General features: G+C 61.6%; 16 protein-coding genes. 10 read left to right on the forward strand and 6 right to left on the reverse strand.

Annotation, left to right across the window (positions count from 1 at the left end; translation table 11 throughout):
• Positions 1–12: 12 nt before the first annotated feature.
• Positions 13–4,125, reverse strand: a complete 4,113-nt coding sequence (locus tag KG722_RS11150) for a translocation/assembly module TamB domain-containing protein (protein ID WP_213271853.1) — start codon at positions 4,123–4,125, stop codon at positions 13–15.
• On the reverse strand, positions 4,125–5,945 hold the full coding sequence (locus KG722_RS11155) for a BamA/TamA family outer membrane protein (RefSeq protein ID WP_213271854.1): 1,821 nt from the start codon (positions 5,943–5,945) through the stop codon (positions 4,125–4,127). The genes KG722_RS11150 and KG722_RS11155 overlap by 1 nt, the downstream gene beginning before the upstream one ends.
• Positions 5,946–6,119: 174 nt before the next feature.
• Between KG722_RS11155 and KG722_RS15155 the strand changes: the two genes are divergently transcribed.
• The 3 genes from KG722_RS15155 to queF are packed head-to-tail and all read left to right on the forward strand — an operon-like array spanning position 6,120 to position 7,599.
• Positions 6,120–6,632: a hypothetical protein gene (locus KG722_RS15155; RefSeq protein WP_300998439.1), complete on the forward strand. Its 513-nt coding sequence runs from the start codon at positions 6,120–6,122 to the stop codon at positions 6,630–6,632.
• Between the two features lie 17 nt (positions 6,633–6,649).
• Positions 6,650–7,132 carry a hypothetical protein gene (locus KG722_RS15160; protein ID WP_366910231.1) on the forward strand — a complete coding sequence of 161 codons (483 nt, stop codon included), beginning with the start codon at positions 6,650–6,652 and terminating at the stop codon, positions 7,130–7,132.
• Positions 7,132–7,599, forward strand: a complete 468-nt coding sequence (gene queF, locus KG722_RS11165) for a preQ(1) synthase (protein WP_213271914.1) — start codon at positions 7,132–7,134, stop codon at positions 7,597–7,599. Before KG722_RS15160 ends, queF begins: the two co-directional genes overlap by 1 nt.
• A 40-nt stretch (positions 7,600–7,639) precedes the next feature.
• Here queF and KG722_RS11170 read toward each other — a convergent pair whose 3' ends face one another.
• On the reverse strand, positions 7,640–8,275 hold the full coding sequence (locus KG722_RS11170; RefSeq protein ID WP_213271855.1) for a nitroreductase family protein: 636 nt from the start codon (positions 8,273–8,275) through the stop codon (positions 7,640–7,642).
• A gap of 123 nt (positions 8,276–8,398) precedes the next feature.
• Here KG722_RS11170 and KG722_RS11175 point away from each other — a divergent pair, with 123 nt between their 5' ends.
• The 5 genes from KG722_RS11175 (at position 8,399) to KG722_RS11195 (ending at position 14,628) form a co-directional block, all read left to right on the forward strand.
• On the forward strand, positions 8,399–9,115 hold the full coding sequence (locus tag KG722_RS11175) for a TetR/AcrR family transcriptional regulator (RefSeq protein ID WP_300998441.1): 717 nt from the start codon (positions 8,399–8,401) through the stop codon (positions 9,113–9,115).
• Positions 9,112–10,293, forward strand: coding sequence for an efflux RND transporter periplasmic adaptor subunit (locus KG722_RS11180; RefSeq protein ID WP_213271856.1), 1,182 nt, complete (start codon positions 9,112–9,114; stop codon positions 10,291–10,293). Before KG722_RS11175 ends, KG722_RS11180 begins: the two co-directional genes overlap by 4 nt.
• Before the next feature lie 19 nt (positions 10,294–10,312).
• Positions 10,313–13,441, forward strand: coding sequence for an efflux RND transporter permease subunit (locus KG722_RS11185; RefSeq protein ID WP_213271857.1), 3,129 nt, complete (start codon positions 10,313–10,315; stop codon positions 13,439–13,441).
• Between the two features lie 72 nt (positions 13,442–13,513).
• The gene (gene cysE / locus KG722_RS11190) at positions 13,514–14,323 is read left to right on the forward strand and encodes a serine O-acetyltransferase (protein WP_213271858.1); all 810 of its coding nucleotides are present in this window, start codon (positions 13,514–13,516) and stop codon (positions 14,321–14,323) included.
• A 92-nt stretch (positions 14,324–14,415) separates the two neighbouring features.
• Positions 14,416–14,628, forward strand: a complete 213-nt coding sequence (locus KG722_RS11195; protein WP_213271859.1) for a DUF3126 family protein — start codon at positions 14,416–14,418, stop codon at positions 14,626–14,628.
• A 12-nt stretch (positions 14,629–14,640) separates the two neighbouring features.
• On the opposite strand, the gene KG722_RS11200 is transcribed toward KG722_RS11195, so the two are convergent.
• The 3 genes from KG722_RS11200 to KG722_RS11210 all read right to left on the reverse strand — a co-directional run bounded on the left by KG722_RS11200 (position 14,641) and on the right by KG722_RS11210 (position 17,584).
• Positions 14,641–15,582, reverse strand: a complete 942-nt coding sequence (locus KG722_RS11200; protein WP_213271860.1) for an L-threonylcarbamoyladenylate synthase — start codon at positions 15,580–15,582, stop codon at positions 14,641–14,643.
• Positions 15,583–15,643: 61 nt separating this feature from the next.
• Positions 15,644–16,846 (reverse strand): cytochrome b/b6 domain-containing protein, encoded by a 1,203-nt coding sequence (locus KG722_RS11205; RefSeq protein ID WP_213271861.1) that lies wholly within the window; start codon positions 16,844–16,846, stop codon positions 15,644–15,646.
• Positions 16,847–16,852: 6 nt separating this feature from the next.
• On the reverse strand, positions 16,853–17,584 hold the full coding sequence (locus KG722_RS11210; protein ID WP_213271862.1) for a YceI family protein: 732 nt from the start codon (positions 17,582–17,584) through the stop codon (positions 16,853–16,855).
• Positions 17,585–17,705: 121 nt separating this feature from the next.
• Here KG722_RS11210 and KG722_RS11215 point away from each other — a divergent pair, with 121 nt between their 5' ends.
• Both KG722_RS11215 and KG722_RS11220 read left to right on the forward strand, forming a co-directional pair.
• On the forward strand, positions 17,706–19,475 hold the full coding sequence (locus KG722_RS11215; RefSeq protein ID WP_213271863.1) for an acyl-CoA dehydrogenase: 1,770 nt from the start codon (positions 17,706–17,708) through the stop codon (positions 19,473–19,475).
• A gap of 72 nt (positions 19,476–19,547) precedes the next feature.
• Positions 19,548–20,645, forward strand: coding sequence for a pseudouridine synthase (locus KG722_RS11220; protein ID WP_213271864.1), 1,098 nt, complete (start codon positions 19,548–19,550; stop codon positions 20,643–20,645).
• Positions 20,646–20,692 lie beyond the last annotated feature (47 nt).

The raw sequence follows: 20,692 nt of genomic DNA on the forward strand, positions 1-20,692 counted from the left end.
AAGCCTTAAATACTAGTAATCCCGCTTCCATCGGACAGAAACGCGTGATTCTCCGGTCGAGCTGGCTTCGGATGTCACGGATATCTGCGGGCGGGGCTGCCATTCAACCTCAACTGAATTTCCCGCAGCGCCGGCGGTTGTCACCTCCAGATAGACATCAGAAGCAAGGTATTGGCCGACGCCCAGCTCAGTTGTTCCCTCATTGCTCATGCCGAGTCGCAGGCGGTCCAGACCAAGTCCGGCTTGTATCTGACCCAGTGGATCAATCGCTGAACCCTGGCCGCTGAGCCGGGCAATGGAACTTGCCAGTTCAGCAGCCTCCAGTGCCGAAAGATCCATCATGGACCGCCCGAACAACATGCGTGCGAGGATTTCATCCTGCGGGAGGTCCGGCGTGCTCGAGAGTTCGATCCGCGGGTTTGACGGCGACCCGGTAACGTCCACGCGGGCCGAAAAGCCGTCCACCTGGCGCGCTGCGCTGATGGCGACCCGCGCGGAGTCGAGCGGGCCGTCAAAAGTGACAACCCCTGAATCAAACACGAAAGGACGCCGTGCCAGTTCCAGTTCGCCTCTTACAAGGCTCGCCCGGCCATTCAGGAGAGGCGCAGACGGCGACCCGGTAACATTGACATTCACGCCCCATTCGGAGTCGAGGCCGCGGCCATCAATGAAGATCCTGCGGTCGGAGAGAACCTGAAAATCATATCTGATTGGCTTCTCGAGAACCGGATCGGACGGTTCATCAGAGATGTCCTCGCGCCACCTGACATCCAGGCGCCGTGCGCCTGGGGCAGGCAAATTGTCCAGAGAGAAGCTGGCTTCATCGACATTGAGCTTGCCGGAAACGATTCGCGCTGTTGCCGTTTCCGTAAGGGCTGCATTGCCCGTCAGGCGCATGTTGTCGGAGCTGCGATCATAGACGAGAAGCCGCTTGAGTTCGAGATTGACCTGACCTTCGCCGGACGCATCGATGCGGCCAGAAGCTTTCAGATTGCCTCCGTCAGGACCTTGTCCGGTCGCGTCAACCGCAATTGCGCCGGCTTCATAGGCTGCGTTCATGTCGAAGCGCGCCAGGCGGAAACCCATTGCACCATACTCATAGAGTCCGTCTTTGATATCAGCCCGGGCCTCAATCTCAGGCGTGCCAAGTGTTCCTGCGACCCGCACTGTCACGTCGATGTCTCCGTCGATATCATGACCATATGCCAGTGCGATCTGGCGGACCGCTTCAAGGTCGCCGCTTATACGCGCATTGCCGAGAAGCGCGCCCTCCCGATGGGGCCGGACAAACTCACCTGCCTGCGCCCTGACGGGCAAGGCTAGCGCGAAGTCACCGCCCAGCGTCGGGCCATAACTGGCGATCCCGTTGACCGACAGCATGCGCGCATTGAGTTTGCCGGTGACGTCCAGTTCAATTGTGCCGTCCAGACCGCTGACAGGGCTGTTCGTGCGAATGTTGAATCTGCCTGAGGGGGATGCGCCATAAGGCATGAACACCCCCGTCCCATCAATGCGCGCTGCAGTTACAGGCGCGCCCTGAGACGCAAGCAACGGGCCCGCATCAACGTCGTCAAATTCAAACCTCAGTTCGGGCTCGGTGCCGGCTGATACGAGCGAGGCTTTCACGACACCGCCGAGGATTGAGATCTCGGTGTCGATTTCGGGCGTTCCACCCAGGCGCCAGATCGCATCCCTGCGGGTAGATACGCTCTGACCAAGGATCTTGCCCCTTATTGCCAGTGTGCCCCCGGGCGCTTCGCCGTTGAGCGTGGCCCGCCCTGAAAGTTGCATGTCCGTTTCACGGCCGCGTGCGGAATCGTCCAGTTGAGCAGAGAACTGGTAGCCCTGCTCAGTGGTCTGGATATTCGTCCTTATGCGTTCAAAGCGAAGGTCGTCACTGAAAACCGCGTTGCGGGCATCTGCTTCAAGAGAAAGCGTCATCGGCGCATCTGACGTCTGCTGCGCAAAGGCGTCGATCGTTGTCTGCCCGAACTCTATGCCGCCGAAGACGAAGTCTTTTCCCGATACGCGGGTCGCCAGATTTAGATCCCCATTGTCTCCGATATCTGCGTAACCACCCACTTGCAGGCGCCCCAGGAAGCCCGCAAGATCGTCAATCCTTGTCGAGCCTTGCTGACGCTGAAGAATGGCAGAAAGATCGATCCGTTCTTCCTCATAGCGCCCCGTCAGCCGCACGGGACCATTCAAACTGGTTCCATCCTGGACTACAGATGTGGAAATCGTCAGATCTCGCACAGCGTTGGCGCCATTCTCAATGCGACCGCCTTCGCTGCTGGCTTCGATCAGGATTTTTTGACCTGCCCGGGATATCGTGCCTTGCAACGCTCCGGCATTGATCAGTGTTCCACTGAGCGCCAGATCGGCCCTCTGCTCGGCAACGACCGTCAGATTCAAGCCTCGCTCTCCGGCGATCGACCCGGAGATGTCAGCGCTGAGGCCCGGTAAGCGCAGCCGCATCATTCTGGCGGACACATTACCTCCGGACACAGAAAGTGTGGCTGCCGCCATCCCGTCTCCATTCACAAGAGACGCTGCGGTATCTGGCCCAGACAGGTTGCGAAGTGAAAGGTTGGTTGAGACATCAAAGGCGGTCAGCGGCCCGTCAATGCTCAAAATGCCTTCGGCGCTTCCAGTAAGCCCCGGGATGAGCGGGGCGATGGACTGGTTCAAGCGGCCTGCGAGTGACAGCCGTGCAGCCTTTGTGCTGATCTCGCCAGCAAGGCGCAGGGAACCTGTTTTGTGCTGCAGATCGGCTTCATCGAGCAACAGTGCGCCGGATGCGATGTCGAAGCGGCCGTTCAGGTTCACCGTGGGTGTCGGCCCAAGCGCCGCGCCGGCGGTCTCTCCAACCGGAAATGGCCCCTGGAGTTCAAGATTGCCGGAGAAGGGAACAGAGCCGCCATCGAAGGCTACCGAAACGTGCCCTGCAGCCGCTTCAAACGGAAGTATGGTCTCTTCACTGGCAACAAGCCGGATATCACCGGAATAGCCTGCATCGCCTTGTGCGTAGGTCAGTTCGCCATCAAGCCAGACGCCTGCGCCATTTTCCCAGAACGGCTGCAGCGATGCCATGTCTGCGCTCAGACGAGCCGGGCCAATCAGTTCATAGGTGTCAAGATCGGCCAATCCTGCCAGATGCACCTCGCCTTCAGCAACGAGACCATCCAACTCGAAGTGGGCTTCATCTTCGTCGATACTGGCCGACAGGGAGGCTTCAGCCGAGGTACCCAGAAAGGCAACAAAGTCATCCGGAAACGGAAGGGCAGTCGCATCAACTTTGGCCGATGCGCTCAATCGGCCTTCCTCGACCTTTCCCGAAAAATATGCCCTGTCTTCCCTGTCAATCGATAGCCGCGCCTCCCCGACGCCGTTTCGCAGGTCCCCTGCGCCGTTTGCCTCCAGCCGCGCGGCCGAACCAGGTTCAAGTTCCAGCATGTGGGCAAAGATGCCGTCCGCAGGCGCATCGGCGATGACGGTGATGTCAAACCGGTTTGATGCTGTCATTACGATGAGGAGGTCTACGCGATCACCGCGACCCTCAACTGGCCGAAGGCGGAGCGCCGCGTCGAGCGCGCCGTTTGCCTGCTGCACGAAGCGCGCGCTGATTTCGGAAGTAGACTGACCGCCCGCGACACCTTCGGCAAGCACCAGCCTGTCGAGAACCAGAGCGTTCAGGTTTACCTTGAAGGTTCCACCGCTTTCGGAAGGCGGGCGAGGCTCTCGCACTGGCCGCGAGAAAACGGAGGCATTGTCGATATCCAGCTCTGTTATGTCGAGTGTACGCGACAGCAGAGAGAGGGGAGACCAACGCATGCGAATATCCCGGGCTTCTGCCCACATTCCGCTTTCGTTGATGATCTGGATCCTGTCGATCCGCATATCCGAGAGAGGGTCGCCGCGAAGGCCCTCAACACTTAGCTGGCCATAGCCAGCAATGTCCATTCCGTCGAGTTGAGAGACAATGAAGTTGCGTCCACTCTCTGTCGTGATCCATATGCGCGCGACGCCGATTATGGCCGCGCCGCTTGCCGCGGCTATAAGCGCGCCGGCAAGCCAGGGATGCCGGCTGCGCCAGCCCTTGAAGGGAAGGATCGGACGTTTCATCAGAACGCTTGTCCGATCGATACATAGATTTGCAACGGAGCGTCGCCGTCTCGCTTGTTCAGCGGCGCTGCAACGTCAAACCGGATGGGCCCGAACCCGGGATAGTAGCGGACGCCGAAGCCGATCGAAGCTTTGGCTTCACCAAACACGCTCCCTGCATCATCGCTGGCTGCGCCTGCATCGATGAACGCCGCATATCCAAACCGTTCCGATCGCCGCCACCTGAGTTCGGCAGACGCCGAAAACAGGCTTCGGCCGCCAAGAAACTCGCCGAACTGATCTGTCGGCGAGAGGGATTGATATTCATATCCGCGAACAGTGCCGCCGCCACCGGCGAAAAACAGCCTGTCGGCTGGAACAGCATTTGATCCGGTGAAAGCGCCGTACTCGGCGCGAACGGCTGCCACCAGGTTTTCTGCAATCTTCCTGTATGTGGCGCCCGATACCTGCATGCGTGTGTATCCGGGCGTGCCTTCGCCAACCGACACACCGCTTTCTACGGTCGCAAAGCCTCGAATGCCTTCCTGAGGGTCCAAAGGGTCGCCGACATCGCTGTAATTTGCCGTGACAGGAATCGAAAAGGTGACCTGCTCGCGGTCTCCGAGAAAGATGCGGCTTCGCTGATCGGTAATCCGAGTAAGGTCAACTGCCGCGCCAACTGACAGGGTAAGTTGGCGGGTAAAGGGTTGAGCGAGCCTCGCCCCGACCTTGAGCCCGTCAAGGTCATAGGCCTTGGTCTCTTCCTGCCTGACGCCGGCCTCGGCAGAAAGCGTGCGGCCAAACCGCCCGATGTTGGGCCGCTCGTAAATGCCGGTAAAGCTTCGTGAAAGCGTGGCGGCTTCGGCGCGAACGGTGACCTTGTCCGCGCGTCCTGTAATGTTGCGTCTTTCCCATTGGGCGTCGGCGCCGACGCCTTCAGTCGTAGAGGCGGTCACACCAAAGCTCACGGAGCGAGGTTTGGCCTCTGCCAGCGTCAGGGAAACGGTATGGTAGCCATCGGGATCTGGTTCCTCGGAGATTACGATACCAATGCCTTCATAAAGCCCGCTGGACCGCAGGCGGGTGCGCAGCCTGTCAACTGTGCGAGGCGTGTACCTTGCCCCTTCTTTCCAGGTCTTGAGCACCTCGATCGCCTTTTGGGACCGAGGATCGGTCTCTTCGCTCACCAGATCACCAAGGCGCACCAGCGGGCCCGGGGATACCGAGTAGGTGATTTCGACGTTGGCATCCTGTCTTGACGCCAGCGCGTCTATGCCAGGGCTCGATGCGAAGGCATACCCACGGGCGTGAAGCAGGGAAATGATTTCGGCCTCTGTGCGTTCCACATCTGCCGTTCGCACGCTTGATCCGGCGGGCAGCCTGGCCAGGGCTCTGTCGATTACCTGGCGCGTCTCGGCATCGATGGGATCGGCGCCTTCCAGGCTGACCGTGGCGATCGTGAACACCGGGCCGGGGCGCACCAGCAGTTCAGAGCTGCCCTCCAGGGTGGTCATGTCTTCTGGAAATACTTCGACGGCGAGATAACCCTCAGAAGCCAGGAGGTCCTCGACACGCCTGGCGAGCGACTGGGCGCGGTTGCGTTTTTCAAGCACGCTTCGCGGGGCAGGCTCTCCGGTCTGCAGCAGGGCATTCGCGCGGGAGGCGAGTGGGGCTGGTACGCCCGTTAATCGGAACTGGCCATTGGAGACGGTGGCGTTAACAGCCTGATCTGCGTTCTGCGTGCCATTTATGGACGCGCAAGCGGCTGCCGCACCAAGCAGGCAAGCCCCGGCAATCGGCCGAAGTCGATTTAATCTGGTGATCGGCGCACGGCGTATCATGGTTCGTCGCGTTCAGCTTTCTGCTGTGTCTTTCCCTGCAAGAACTGGCCCAGTCATCCTAAAGGAAACATGAAGCGCAGAGAGGCTGAACCTCTCAGATAAGTTTGTAAGGCCGATTGTAACTCCGGTAGGGGGAATCATATAAGCACCTGATTTCAGCAGGATTGAACTGTGATGATGTATCTGATGATCGCGGCAGGGCTGGTGCTGCTGTTTGTAGGCGGGGAAGCACTGGTGCGCGGATCCGTCAGCGTTGCGCGCAAACTCAACATTTCCGAACTGGTTATCGGGCTTACCCTTGTCGGTTTCGGGACTTCAGTTCCAGAGCTCGTGACCAGTCTGCAGGCCGTGGGGCAGGGCGCGGTGGGTATATCTATCGGCAACGTTGTGGGTTCGAACATCGCCAACGTGATGCTGGTGCTCGCAATTGCAGTCATTCTGTCGCCGATTATCGTTCATCCCAACGCGATTATGCGCGATGGGCTGGTTATGGTAAGCGCCACGGCCCTGCTTTGCGGCCTCCTCTGGTTTGACCAGTTCAACCGTATTTCCGGCTTTTTGCTGCTTGTCCTGTTGATCAGCTACCTCGTCTTCTCGCTCGTGATGGACCAGCGGCGCCAGGATGCGACGGCTGACATGCACCGGGAAGAGGGGAGGTTGTCGATGCCCAGTATGGTCTGGGATTAGGCCTTCTGATTGCCGTCGTGGGACTAGCCGGTGTCGTCGCCGGGGCAAATCTGCTGGTTGAAGGCTCCGTCACACTGGCCCGGTCCATCGGGATCAGCGAAACCGTAATCGGCCTGACCATCGTGGCCATCGGCACAAGCCTGCCGGAGCTGGCAACATCGATTGTCGCGGCGCTCCGCAAGAAGGCCGATGTCGCCCTGGGCAACGTAATTGGGTCTAACATATTCAATATATTGGGTATTTTGGGTGTCACGGCGCTTGTTCAGCCGTTCAGCGTGCGCGGCGACGCCGGCGCAGAAGGTATGGCTGGAGGCGAGCCGGTCAGCATCATGAGTTCTGTAGACATTGGCGCACTGGTCCTTTCTGTGGCGCTGCTGTTCCTGTTCGCGCTTTCGGGCCGCAAGCTGGCCCGCTGGGAGGGCGCGGTGTTGCTCCTCGGCTATGTCCTCTATATGGGCCTGACCTTCGATCTCATTCCTGTACCCGCGATGTTCCCATGATGGCAGACAATCCGATCTACCAGAAACTCGGCCAACTCGGTCAGCAGACCTCCCAGCCGCCCTCGCCGGAAGAGGCCCGGCTTGAGCGGGTGGAAAACCCTCATTCTGATACGCTTTACCTGACGCGGTTTGTGGCGCCGGAGTTTACGTCGCTGTGTCCGGTGACGGGGCAGCCGGACTTTGCCCATCTGGTGATCGATTATGCGCCGGGGCCCTGGCTGGTCGAATCCAAAAGCCTGAAACTCTACCTGACGAGCTTCCGGAATCATGGGGCCTTTCACGAGGAGTGCACCGTTTCCATCGGGAAACGGATATTCGGATTCACCGAGGCCCAGTGGCTCCGGATCTCGGGGTACTGGTATCCCAGAGGGGGAATACCCATCGATGTCTTCTGGCAGTCAGGGGATGTCCCGAAAGGGCTTTATGTGCCTGAAACGGGTGTCGCATCCTATCGCGGACGCGGCTGAAGCCAGTCAATCCTTGGCCAAATCCGGCCAAACAGGGACATCAGAGGTCCCCTGGCGGCCAGGCTGAGACCAATTGTGACACGTCCGGGCGCACCCGTTCCTGAGGCTGAGCGCTCGCCGTTCCTATGTAAATGAAGCCTGCCAGGCGCTCGTTCTCCTTGAGAGCGAGGAGCGTGTCGACGTCCTTGCTGAAGGTGATCCACTCTGACAACCAGACACCGCCCCATCCGCAGGAATTGGCAGCAAGGAGCAGGTTGTAGCAGAGCGCTCCGGCGGAGAGCTCCTGCTCCCAGACCGGCGTTCTGCCATCGTCGACCGGCGCGGAAATCACCGCCACGACTGTGGGCGCGCGGAGCGGGAGGCCGGCGGCTTCGACGACATCACGTGCTTCTGCGCCGTCCTTGCTTCCGGCGATGTGGGCGAGTGCCTTGCCAAACTCCCGGCGGGCCTCACCCTGGAAGGTCACGAACCGCCAGGGTGCCATTTTCCGGTGATCGGGCACGCGCACGGCAATGGACAGGAGCTGTTGAAGCTCATCGGCCGTCGGGCCTGGTTCGCCGAGGAAGATCTTGTTGGCGGACTTCCGGAGAGCAAGAAAGGATCGGACTTCGTTTGCTGGCCTGGCAGCGAGCAGGGGAGAGCCGGCGGGCGGGGGATCGGGGAAGAGTTTGGTCACGCATCACGCCTTAGCGTTTCAGGGCGCCGCCGAAAAGCTTCATTCAGGCCAATCAAACGCTTGCAGGCGGCCTGTCGACGGCGTAATGGAATTAGTGAACGGTGTTCACTAAATGAACATCCAATGAAGGGCGCGCCTTTGGATACGGATAACCTTCCTGAAGAAAGCCCTGCCGAGCGCCGCCGGCAACGCGTGCGCAGCTCGATCCTGGACGCTGCTGAGCGCGTGTTTTCGAAGGAGGGCGAAGCAGGCCTTTCAATTCGCCGCCTGGCTGATGAAATCGATTACTCGCCCGCCGCCATCTACAAATATTTCGGCTCCAAGGACGAGTTGCTGGACGAACTCAAGGAGTCGTTCTTCGAGCGGCTGATGTCGACCATCGACAAGGCTTCACTGACGGCCCTGCCGTTTGAGGCGCGGGTTCGCCAGTGCTTTGCCAGATATGTAGAAACGGCAATCGAACGGCCGCACCACTATGCGGCTGCATTTTCATCTGTGCCCGACACGAGCGCGGCCCATTTAGCCGATATCTGCTGGGAAGAGTTCGAGACCAGCCATAAGGGCCAGGCCTTCATGGTCGTCGTCGGACTTGTCCGCGAAGGCCAGGAGATCGGGGTATTTGACGCCTCATTCGATCCGTTCATTGCGGCCAAGTCTCTCTGGGCGTCGATGCACGGGGTTGCGCTTCTGCTCATCCACCTGCCGGGTTTTCCCGTAATACTACCGACACCGGATCACGGATTGAACACGGCAGCCTTCATCCAGTTTCATGCCGGGCTGCTGTTTCGCAGTCTTTGCGTTGCTCCTTCCTCCCCTGAACCTTCCGGGCACACCCTATGACACAAGAAGCGCCATACGAAACTGATACCGGCCGCCGCCGCCCGACATTGATAAAGGGGCTGATCTTCGTCGTCCTGCTGGCAATCACGATTGCCGGTCTGCTGGCGGCCGCGACCCTTTTCCGGAGCGAAGAGGGGCCAAAGATTGCGACTGTGGAACCGGAGCCGCTCGCTGTCAGTGTCATCCCGGTGGAATACCTTGAGGAACTCGACATTGAAGAGCTGTTTACCGGGATCGCCGAAGCCCGGCGGACAAGCCGGCTGGGCTTTCAGACCGGCGGCCGGATTGACCGGATCGATGTGCGCGTCGGAGACCGCGTGAAGGAAGGCCAGACCCTTGCAAAGCTTGACACCCGCGGACTGGGCGCCCAGCTCGCCTCGGCGCAAGCGGTTGTTGACGAAGCAAGAGCGGCTCATCAGCTGGCGCTGGACACCGCTGATCGTCAGCGCCAGCTTCAGGCGCAGGGGCATGTGTCGCAGCAGCGCGTTGAAGAATTTGTTTCGCAGGCCACGACAGCGCTTGCCCGAGTAGACGCCGCGAGGGCGCAGGCAGACGCGCTCCGTGTCCAGATCGATCTGTCCAGCATTACGGCGCCTTATGACGGCGTGATTGTCTCCAGATTCGCCGATGAAGGCGCAATCTCCGGTCCAAGCCAGGCTATTCTCGAACTTGTGGAAGCTGGCGATCTTGAAGCCAGGATCGGGGTTTCTGCGCGGATTGTTCCTGAGCTTGTGCCCGGAACTACCTACACGCTTGAGGCCGAAACAGGGTCAGTGGAGGCGCCGCTGCGCAGTGTGACCGGCGTCGTGGATGCCTCCCAGCGGACTGTTGCTGCGGTGTTCGATGTTCCGGCAACCAGCGGCGTTCCGGCAGGCTCGATTGTCCGCCTGAAGGTGGATCGAAAGATGCAGGAGAAAGGCTTCTGGGTTCCGCTAAAGGCCCTGTCCAGCGCCAACCGGGGAATGTGGACGGTCTATGCCGTGGTCGCAGAAGGCTCTGACTGGCGCGCCCAGCCGAGGCTTGTCGAAATGGTTTATCCGGCCGGGGACCGGGCCTATGTGCGCGGACCTGTTGAGGCCGGTGACCGGATCATCGTGGACGGCCTGCAACGTGTGACCCCCGGGGCGCGCGTAACCCCGAGAGACGTGCAGCGCGCCGATACGGCGAGCGGCGGTTGAGTTCGCGAAGGGGGCAGGGGTGAGCACACTGTTTTTCCGGAATTCGCGCCTGACCATCCTGGCGATCCTCGTGATCCTGCTGGGCGGGCTCGGCGCGCTTCTGTCGCTTGCGCGACAGGAAGACCCGACGCTGGTGGAGCGTTTCGGAACAGTCGTTGTGTTCCTTCCCGGCGCAGACGCCGAGCGCATGGAGGCGCTCGTTGCCCAGCCGCTTGAAGCAGCGCTCATGGAGCTGCCCGAGGTCAACCAGGTCGAGACCATGTCGCGCAACGGTGTCGTGCAGGTCGTTCTGGATGTGCAGGAGGACCTGTCGGAGACCGAAGTCGACAATGCCTGGACGCTTGTCCGGCAGAAGGTCGAGCAGGCGAGAAGTTCATTTCCTGCCGGAACGTCGACGCCGGAAGTGACCCGGCAGTATGTTGGCGCGGCGACCATGATCGTCTCCCTGACATGGACGGGAGACGGCGACGTGCCACTTCCGATCATGCGGCGGTTGGCACTTGACCTTCAGGACCGCTTTCAAAGGCTGGGCGCGACCGAACTGACCGAGACATTCGGCATGCCGGTCGAGGAGGTTCGTGTGGTGATGGATGCGCAGGCGCTGTCTGCCGCCGGGCTTTCGTTCAGCCAGGCAGCAGGCGCCGTTCTGTCAGCGGACGCTAAAAACCCTGCTGGCCGTCTGCGGACCGATGGCGGAACCATTGGCGTGGAAGTGCAGGGCGAATTCACCAATATCGGCCGGATTGCCGAAGTGCCCGTGCTTCAGCGCGCGGACGGAAGCTCGGTTCGCCTCGGCGACGTCGCCAGGATCGAGAAAGGGCTTCAGGAGCCTTCGACACGCGCGGCGTATGAAAACGGGCACCGGTCGGTTCTCGTGGCCGCCTATATCTCGCCGGAGCAGCGTGTTGATTTCTGGTCTGAAGGCGCCCGCAGGATTGTTGCAGATTTTTCGGTGAACATGCCACCGGGCCTTTCAGCCGAAATCGTCTTTGACCAGAGCGTCTACACCAATGACCGGCTGAGCGGCCTTGCCCAGAACCTTCTGATGTCCGCGCTGATCGTGTTTCTGGTTCTCTTCTTCATAATGGGCTGGCGGTCTGCGATCGTGGTGGGCTTTGCGATGCCCCTGACGGTTGGCCTTGTCCTGATCCTGTTCAATGTTTTCGGGCATCCGCTGCACCAGATGTCGGTCACCGGGCTCGTGATCTCTCTTGGCCTTCTGATCGACAACGCAATTGTGGTTGCTGATGATGTGGACCAGTGGCGGGCCAGGGGTCTCGGTCGGCTGGAAGCCATCGAGCACAGCCTCAAGCAGCTGTTTGCCCCGCTGGCGGCCTCGACATTGACGACAGCGCTGGCCTTTGCGCCCATCGCCATGCTGCCGGGCGCAGCCGGGGAGTTCATCGGCATGATCGGGCTTTCCGTGATCTATTCGATCACGGCGTCGTTCCTGATTTCCGTCACGATTGTTCCGGCGATGGCGGGCTGGTTTGACCGCAAGCGGAGCTGGGAGCGCGGAGATGAGCAGCGCCCCCGCCGCTGGTGGCGGGACGGGGTGACGATTGATTTCATTTCGGACGGATACCGTGCAACTGTGGAGGCTGTGCTCCGCTTTCCGCCAGTGGGGATATTCATCGGCCTGGCGCCGGCCGTCGCCGGCCTTTACCTCACGAGCACACTGCCGCAGCAATTCTTTCCGCCCACAGAGCGGGATCAGTTCCAGGTCGTTCTCAACCTGCCCCTGGAGGCAGATATTGCCGACGCTGAAGCCATCACACAGCGTGCGACGGACTTCATCATGGCGAGTGAGGGGGTGCGGTCAGTGACGTGGGTTCTGGGGGAGCCTTCGCCGCGTGTGTACTACAATGCGATCAACAATACGCAGGGCGTTGAAGGGTTTGCTTCGGGGTGGGTGCAGCTTGACAGCACGGACCGGACGCATGAGATCGTGGATGATGTGCAGCGGCGCGTGCGCCAGGAGTTTCCGTCTGCGCGGTTCCTGGCGCTGCCCTTCGAACAGGGGCCGCCCGCCGACGCGCCGATTGAGCTGATCCTTCGAGGGCCCGACCTTGAAACGCTGAACCGGCTTGGAAACGAATTGCGCACAATCCTGGGGGAAACGCCGGGAGTGACCTATACCGTAGCATCCCTGCAACTCGGTGCGCCGACGCTGCGGCTGAAGGCAGATGAAGCGGCGGCCGCTCTTGCCGGTTCGCGGCTGGCGGACCTGGCGGCCAATCTGAATACGGAGCTTGAGGGTATACGAGCAGGATCGATTCTGGAGGGAACAGAGGAGCTTCCTGTGCGGATCATTGGGTCTGACAGCCGGCGCCAGTCGCTTTCCGATCTGCAGTCCAAGACCATCGGCGCCATGCCGGGCGCGACGGGCACGCCGATTTCTGCCCTTGGCGCCATGGAGCTTACGCCCAAGACTGCCACAATTTCGCGCCGGGACGGGCTGCGCACGAACCAGATCCTGGCCTATCTTGATCCGTATACGCTGCCAGCCCCCACGCTTGCGCAGTTTCAGGAGAAACTGGCCGGGAGCGGATTTGTTCTGCCGCCTGAATATGACATGCTGATTGGCGGCGAGGCGGAAAATTCCGGCGAGGCGGTCGGCAACCTTGCCGGTGTCGGCATTCCGCTCATGCTGGTCATGGCGGGCGCCATAACGCTCGTATTCAATTCCTTCCGGATGATGCTCCTGATTGTGGCGGCTGGGGTGATCTCGGTGTTTTACGCTTTTTTCGGGGTCTGGCTGTTCAATCTGCCGTTCGGTTTCAACGCCATTGTCGGCAGCCTCGGGCTGTTCGGGATTGCGATCAACAGCTCGATCGTTGTGCTGTCGCTATTGCGGGCGGATGCGAAGGCGATGGCAGATGACGTGATCGCGCAGCGCGAAGTGGTGATGGATGCCACCCGGCACATTGTGGCGACGACCCTGACGACGATGGGCGGATTTGTGCCGATCCTGATGACCGGCGACACGTTCTGGCTGCCATTGGCGGCGGGTATTGCAGGGGGTGTGGGCGGATCGGCATTGATCGGTCTTTACTTCACGCCGGCTGTGTTCCGCATCATGACCATGAAGCCGATCCGCCGGATGTTCGGTTATCGTCGGCCGGTTCATCCTCAACCGGCAGAATAGGCCCGGGGAATTGAAACATGGCGGACGCGATGCCATGTCCCTGCTTCACCAGTGATCAAGGAGGCTGCTGCCATGGAAAACCCTGATATCGGCGTGCCCCCGCCAGCCTGGAAGCGGCTACGGTTCGAAGCACAGGCTGCCGCCGCGGAAGAGCCGACACTGTCGAGCTATCTGAATGCGGCGATCCTGTCGCATGCGACGCTGGGACAGGCACTGTCGTTCCATCTGGCCGAAAAGCTTTCCGGGCCGGGCATGGGACCGCAGCAGGTTCGCCATATCCTGTCAGCGGTTTATGATTCTGCCCCATCGCTGATCGAGTATGCTGAAGCGGACATGCAGGCGGTGATCGAGCGCGATCCGGCGGCGCGGGGGATGCTGCAGCCATTCCTGTTCTTCAAGGGGTTCCTGGCGCTGCAGACCCACCGGATTGCGCATCAACTCTGGCGGCAGGGCAGGGAAACGCTGTCGTTTCATTTCCAGAGCCGCGCGTCTGAGCTGTTCGACGTGGACATTCACCCGGCAGCCCGGATCGGGCGCGCCGTGATGCTTGATCACGCCTCGGGGATAACCATTGGTGAAACGGCGATTGTAGGCGACGGCTGCTCCCTGCTGCATGGCGTCACCCTTGGCGGGACGGGCAAGGAAGTGGGCGACCGGCATCCGAAGATCGGGCGCGGCGTGCTCCTGTCGGTCGGTGCCAAGATCCTTGGGAACATCACGATTGGTGACGAAGCCAAGGTGGCCGCAGGCAGCGTGGTACTGAAGGATGTCCCCGCGCGGTGCACGGTGGCGGGTGTTCCGGCCAAGGTCGTCGCAGGCCCTGCCTGCTGCCAGCCGGCGCAGAGCATGGACCAGGCCATTCCTGAGACTTCGGCTGAATAGGCTTCACAGCCGCTTGCAGCCGGTGCATTGCACTGGCTGCGAAACTGACTAGGTTCCCGCCAGCCAGTTCAGATAAAACAAGGAGTGACGCCATGGAGCGCGAAGAAACATTGCGTCTTGAGGCCTATCTCAAGGAAAAACTTCACCCGGGTCTTCGCCTGCTCGCGCGACAGAAAGCCGATGATTCCGTCGAAGTATATCTCGGCGCAGAGTTTATCGCGGTCGTGTACAAGGACGAAGACGAAGGCGAGACGTCCTACCAGTTCATGATGACGGTCCTCAAAGAGGACATCATGGGCGGCTGAGGCCGCGCTGGTTCACGCGTCGCGGTGGGCCGCGCGCGCCAACCTGTCATTGATGGCCTCGCCTAACCCGTCCATCGGGATGGGCGCTACAGCAATGCGATCATACCGGGCATCGAGCGCGCGGAGCATGGCAAACAGCTTGGTGGCGGCTTCAGCCAAATCGCCTTCCGGCGAAAGGTTCAAGCCTTCCCGCGCACCTGGGCCGAACCCCAGATAGCCTTCTCCTGAACCCGGTTCTGTAGCGTTGAGGCGCAGACGGGCCTTGGGTGCATAGTGTGATTTGAGCATACCGGGCGCCGTGATGCCCGAGCCGCTAGCGCGTTCCAAAGCCTTGCCGATGAATGCTTCGAGGGCATCTGCCGGCACCGCGCCGGAGCGAAGCAGCGTTACGGTGTCGCCTTCGACGGCAACGATCGTCGACTCGATGCCGACATCGCAGGGCCCGCCATCAAGAACGAGGTCAATCCGGTCACCGAGATCGGCATCGACATGATCGGCCCGTGTGGGGCTCACATGGCCGGAGCGATTGGCAGAAGGCGCGACGAGCGGCCGGCCAAATTCGGCTATGAGCGCGTTGGCGGCCATGTGTGAGGGACAGCGCAGCCCGACGGTCTGCAGGCCGGAACGCGCCAGGTCGCAGACGCTCCCGCCGGCTATGACAGGCAACACGAGCGTCAGCGGGCCAGGCCAGAATGTCTGGGCCAGGCGGGCGGCGAGGGGAGAAAAGACGGCCTCGTGCATCGCCATAGGCAGTCCGGACACATGCGCGATCAGAGGGTTGAAACGGGGCCGGCCCTTGGCTTCATAGAGGCGCACAACGGCGTCCGGATTGGAAGCGTCTGCGGCAAGCCCGTAGACAGTCTCCGTCGGCATCGCAACGAGGCCGCCCGCATTGAGGATTTCCACCGCCAGCGCGACAGTTTCTGGCAGGACGGGCACAATCGAGGCTGACATGAGGTCTCGCTTAGCACCGGGCTGGCGGCGGTCAATGAGCGGGCGCCTGCGGGGCTGCGCCTTAATCGGTGCGGGTTGCCGTGCCTTTGACGGTTACGGTGATCTCGTCGGAGACCCAGCTGGCGCCTGCATCCGATATCTGTCCCAGATCAAGCGCCTTGCGGGAGAAGACCGCCGAGCCATCCAGCGTCGCCTGATTGCCGTTGATCTCAAGCTCAAAGGTCAATGGAACACTGGTTTCCCTGCCTTTGAGGGTCATTGTTGCCGTGGCGACGTATGCATCCTCGCCAGAGCTCTCGAAACCGGACAACACGATTGTGGCTTGGGGGAATGCGCCGGTGTTGAACCATTCGGCCTCGCGCAGGGTTGAATCATAGAGTTTCGTGCCGGTTGTGACGCTGCCAGGTTCGACCAGGACAGAGACTGCGGACGAGCTGAGGTCTTCGGGATAGAAGGCGACCTGGGCGGTCCATTTGCCAAACACGCCTTCAAACGGCTTGCCGTCATAGATGCCGGAAAAGCCGATTTCGGAAGCCGAATAGTCAACGGCCCAATTACCATTGGGCTCTGCGCCCGAAGCTTTGGCGAGCCCGCTTGCCTGGCCAGACGATCCGAGCAGCGCGGCGGCAGCGATGAGGGCGAAGAGCAGCAGGCTGCTGCCAAAAGCCACCACAGCGCCCCGGGCTGGCGGGGAGGGTGGTGAGGTCTGGCCGAACAGGCCGGGCATCATGCGTTTGAGAACGCCTTCCTCCCCGTCAAACTCATGCTTGACGGCGCCGGCAACATGCAGGCCAAGCAGCACGATGATCACCCAGGCGCCCTTGGAATGGATGTTTTCGACTATGCCATGGAGCAGCTCGTTACCCTGGCGCAGGCCGGAGGTGAACGGGAGATGGGGCCAATCGACCGCTCCGTAGAGGACTGTGGAAATCTGGAAGGGGGATATTGAGACCAGCAGCCAACCCGCGAGCGGAATGATTACCATCAGGGCATAGAAGGCGATATGCACGAAATGCGAGAGTTTCTCCTCCCAGGGCTTGAGTGTTGCCGGTTCGGGAGGGGGCGGGTTGAGCAGCCGCCAGGCGATCCTGGCGATTGTCAGAAAAAGGAGGGTGATCCCCACCGACTTGTGCAGCTGATACCGGGCTTCATTGTCGTCCATGTTCCAGCCGAGCCAGATCATGAAGAGGATGAGGCCAGCCATTGCCCAGTGAAGGCCAACGGCAACGGCGGTGTAGCGGGACGCCGGTGAGGATGCCTTCATGTCGGCTTACTCTGCCGGTGCGGGTTCAGCCGGAGCAACGACTTGCTGGAACTCGGTCTCGATGATGATTTCCACTTCATCGCCGATATTGGGCGCGTAGGTGGCGTTACCGAAGTCCGAGCGTTTCAGGACGGCCGTCGCGGAGAAACCGATCTTGTCTGCTTCCGGCGCCCACGGGAAGTTCGCCTTGCCGTTGTAGGTTACGTTGAGGGTCACCGGCCTGGTCACGCCGAGGAAGGTCAGGTCACCGGTCACTTTGCCCGTGGTCGGGGTGTCCTGCGTCACCGACGTGCTGGTGAAGGTGATCTGGGGGAACGCGTCGCCGTTCAGCCAGTTCGGGTTGCGGCCGAGATCTTCGTTCCAGGTGTCGTACGCGCTGTCGGCGTGGCTGGCTTTGTAATCGGCCGGGTAATCCGTTTCGACCGAGAGCGGGTCAATCGTGGCGGTGATGCGGGTCGCGGCAGGGTCAGCGGGGTTGAATTCCAGCGTGGCGTCGACCGTCTTGAAGCGCCCGGTATAGGCGGAGAGGCCGAAGTGATCGACACGCCAGGTGACCGAGGTGTGCGTGGGGTCGATGGCATAGGTGCCGGCGGCGCCATAGTCGACAGGGGCCGCCGCGCCCTCTGGGGCAGCTTCTGCCTCTGCGGGCGCGGAGGCTTCTGCAGCCGGCGCTGCGGGAGTTGTCTCAGAACAGGCCGCGAGAATCAGCGCGCTGACGGATATGAGTAGAAGTCGCATGGAATCAGTCCCTCCAATTGCCGTATGGGAGCAGTCTAGATAATGCACCAGTTTACAGTGTGAACCTCAACTTTAACATCCACGCGACATATCATTTATTCAGAAACACAAAGGGATGGACATGGCCTACGACGCTCCGGTCAGCGATATCGAGTTTGCCCTGAACGCTTTTGCCCGGATTGACCGGCTGGCGGGGTTGCCCGGCCATGACGCGTATGACCCCGAACTTGTGCGGCCCGTGCTGGAAGAAGCGGCGAAGCTCGCCCGCGATGTTCTCGCGCCGCTGAACCCTGTGGGGGATGCGCACGGGGCTGTATTGAAGGATGGCGGCGTTCTCGCGCCTCCCGGATTTGCCGACGCGTACAAAGCCTTTGTTGCCGGTGGCTGGATGGGACTGGCTGCTCCGGAGGAATGGGGCGGGCAGGGTCTGCCCAAGGCGCTGGCGCTGGGCGTGATGGAGATGTTCCACGGCGCGAACATGGCGTTCGGCCTTTGCCCGATGCTGAGTTTCGGTGCGATTGAGGCCCTGCTTGCGCATGGGACCGATGACCAGCGTGCTGCCTATCTCCCGAAGCTGGTCTCCGGCGAGTGGACCGGGACGATGAACCTGACAGAGCCGCAGGCCGGCAGCGATGTCGGCGCGCTCAAGACCAGGGCTCTGCCCAATGGGGATGGCAGCTATTCGATCAGCGGCCAGAAAATCTACATCACGTGGGGCGACCACGACATGGCTGAGAATATTATCCATCTTGTGCTCGCGCGTCTGCCGGATGCGCCGGCCGGATCAAAAGGCATATCGCTGTTTATCGTGCCGAAATTTGTTCTGGATGCGGAGGGAAAACCCGGAGACCGAAATGGCGCGCGCTGCATTGGTCTTGAAAAGAAGATGGGCATTCATGGCAGCCCGACCTGTGTGATGGAGTATGCCGGCGCCAAGGGCTGGCTGATCGGCGACGAAAACCGCGGGCTTGCCTGCATGTTCACGATGATGAACTCGGCCCGGCTGAATGTGGGGCTGGAAGGGGTTGCGGTGGGGGAGGCGGCGTTTCAGGCTGCCTTTGCCTATGCGCAGGAGCGCAAGCAGGGGGTGGCGGCTGGCGTGACCGGGCCGGCGCCGATTCTGCATCACGCTGATGTGCGGCGCACACTGACGACCATGCGGGCGAAAGTCGCTGCGGCGCGGGCGATCTGCTATGCTTGCGGCGTGGCAGCGGATCTGGCGCACAGCTCGCCTGATCCGGACGTGCGGGCGGCGGCAAAGATGCGGGAAGATCTCCTGACGCCGATTGCCAAAGCCTGGAGCACGGATGTCGGCGTTGAGGTGGCGAGCCTTGGCGTGCAGGTGCATGGCGGCATGGGCTTCATGAACGGGACGCTGGCGGCGCAGCTCTACCGGGATGCCCGGATTGCGCCGATCTATGAAGGCACCAACGGCATTCAGGCCATTGACCTTGTCGGGCGAAAGCTTTCGGGCACAAGGGGCGCTTCGATGCAGGCAATGCTGGTTGAGGTCGAAGAGACGGTGCGCCAGGCGCGGGCCACAAATGATCCCCAGCTTGTGCAGATTGCCGACCGGCTGAAGGCGGCGTCGGCGTCCCTTGCTGAAGCCAGCGACTGGATGGTCAGGACACTGGCCGATGAGCCCGACAAGGGCCTGGCTGGCGCGACAGAGTATCTCGCGCTGGCGGGCGATGTGATCGGCGGTCATTTCCTGGCATTGGGCGCGATTGCTGCGCGGAGCGGCCAGGATCTGGATCAGCGGGCGCGGCAATTGGCACTGGCGGGGTTCTTTGCGGAGACCGCGCTGGCGGCGGCGCCGGGCCGGGTTCCGGCCATCACGGAAGGCGGATCGCGCTTTCTGGAGGGCAGCAAGGCCCTGTTCGGCATCTAGCGGCCCGGCAGTTGCTGGCGAGGTCGGTGGCCGGTAAGAGGGGCGCTGACCCCCGAGGGAGCAAATGGGCTCATGGCCTGGACGAAGACCTATACCGGTGACGAGCCGCTGCGCATCAACAAATGGTTGGCGCAGGAAGGCGTTTGCTCGCGCCGGGAAGCCGACGCGCTCATTGAAAAGGGCCTGATTGAGCTTGACGGCAAACCTGTGACGGTTGCCGGCGAGCGGGTGATGAAGGGGCAGACGCTGAGCCTCACGGATGCGGCTTCGCGGCGTCTGGATAACCAGCTTTCGGTGGTCCTCAACAAGCCGGTGGGGTATGTTTCCGGGACGCCCGAGCCTGGCGAGATACCGGCCATCCGGTTGATTTCAGCCGAGAACCTGTCTGGAAGCGCGCATGCTATCCCGCAGCGCTCGAACAAGATGGCGCCGCTCGGGCGGCTCGACAAGGATTCGCACGGGCTGCTGATCCTGTCGGAGGATGGCGTGCTCGCCAAAGCGATCATCGGCCCGCTCAGCGACATGGACAAGGAATACCTTGTCAAAGTGAGAGGCGATATCACGCCCGCCAAGGTGGCCCTTCTGCGGCATGGGCTGGAGCTAGACGGGCGACAGCTGCGTCCGGCGGATGTCCAGCAGGAGCGCAGCAACACGCTTCGGTTCATTCTGAAGGAGGGGCGCAACCGGCAGATCCGGCGGATGTGTGAGCTGGTAGAGCTCAGGGTCCAGGATTTGCAGCGGATTCGCGTAGGGCCGATTGCCCTTGCCGGGTTGCCGGAGGGCAAATGGCGCCCGCTTGGTGCCAGGGAGCGGGCTGCGCTGCTGGCGGCCGGGGCAGGCGAGGACGTGCGGTCGCGGCCCGCGCGCCGGGAGGAGCGCCCCCGCTCAGACGAGGCGCCAGGGCGCGAGCGTCCCCGGACAGAGCGTGACAGGCCGCGGACATTTCGGGACAAGCCCGGCCAGGGGCGGCCAGATAAACCCCGCAGCGGACCCAAGCCGGACCGGGATGGCGGCAAGCCAGCGCGCGCCGGCGGAAAACCGGCCCGTCCGGGGACAAAACCTGCGGCAGCCCCCACCCCGAAGCCGGAGGGTAATCGCCCGTCCGCGCTCAAGGGCGACAAATTCAAGCGGACCAAACTGCCCCCTCGCGCGCGCAAGCCGATCAAGTGATCTTTCCCCCGCGTGACGGCTCGACGGGGAGGGCTGCCGCCGTATCG

This window comes from Hyphomonas sp. (assembly GCF_018402285.1).
In the GTDB taxonomy this organism is placed as follows: Bacteria; Pseudomonadota; Alphaproteobacteria; order Caulobacterales; family Hyphomonadaceae; genus Hyphomonas.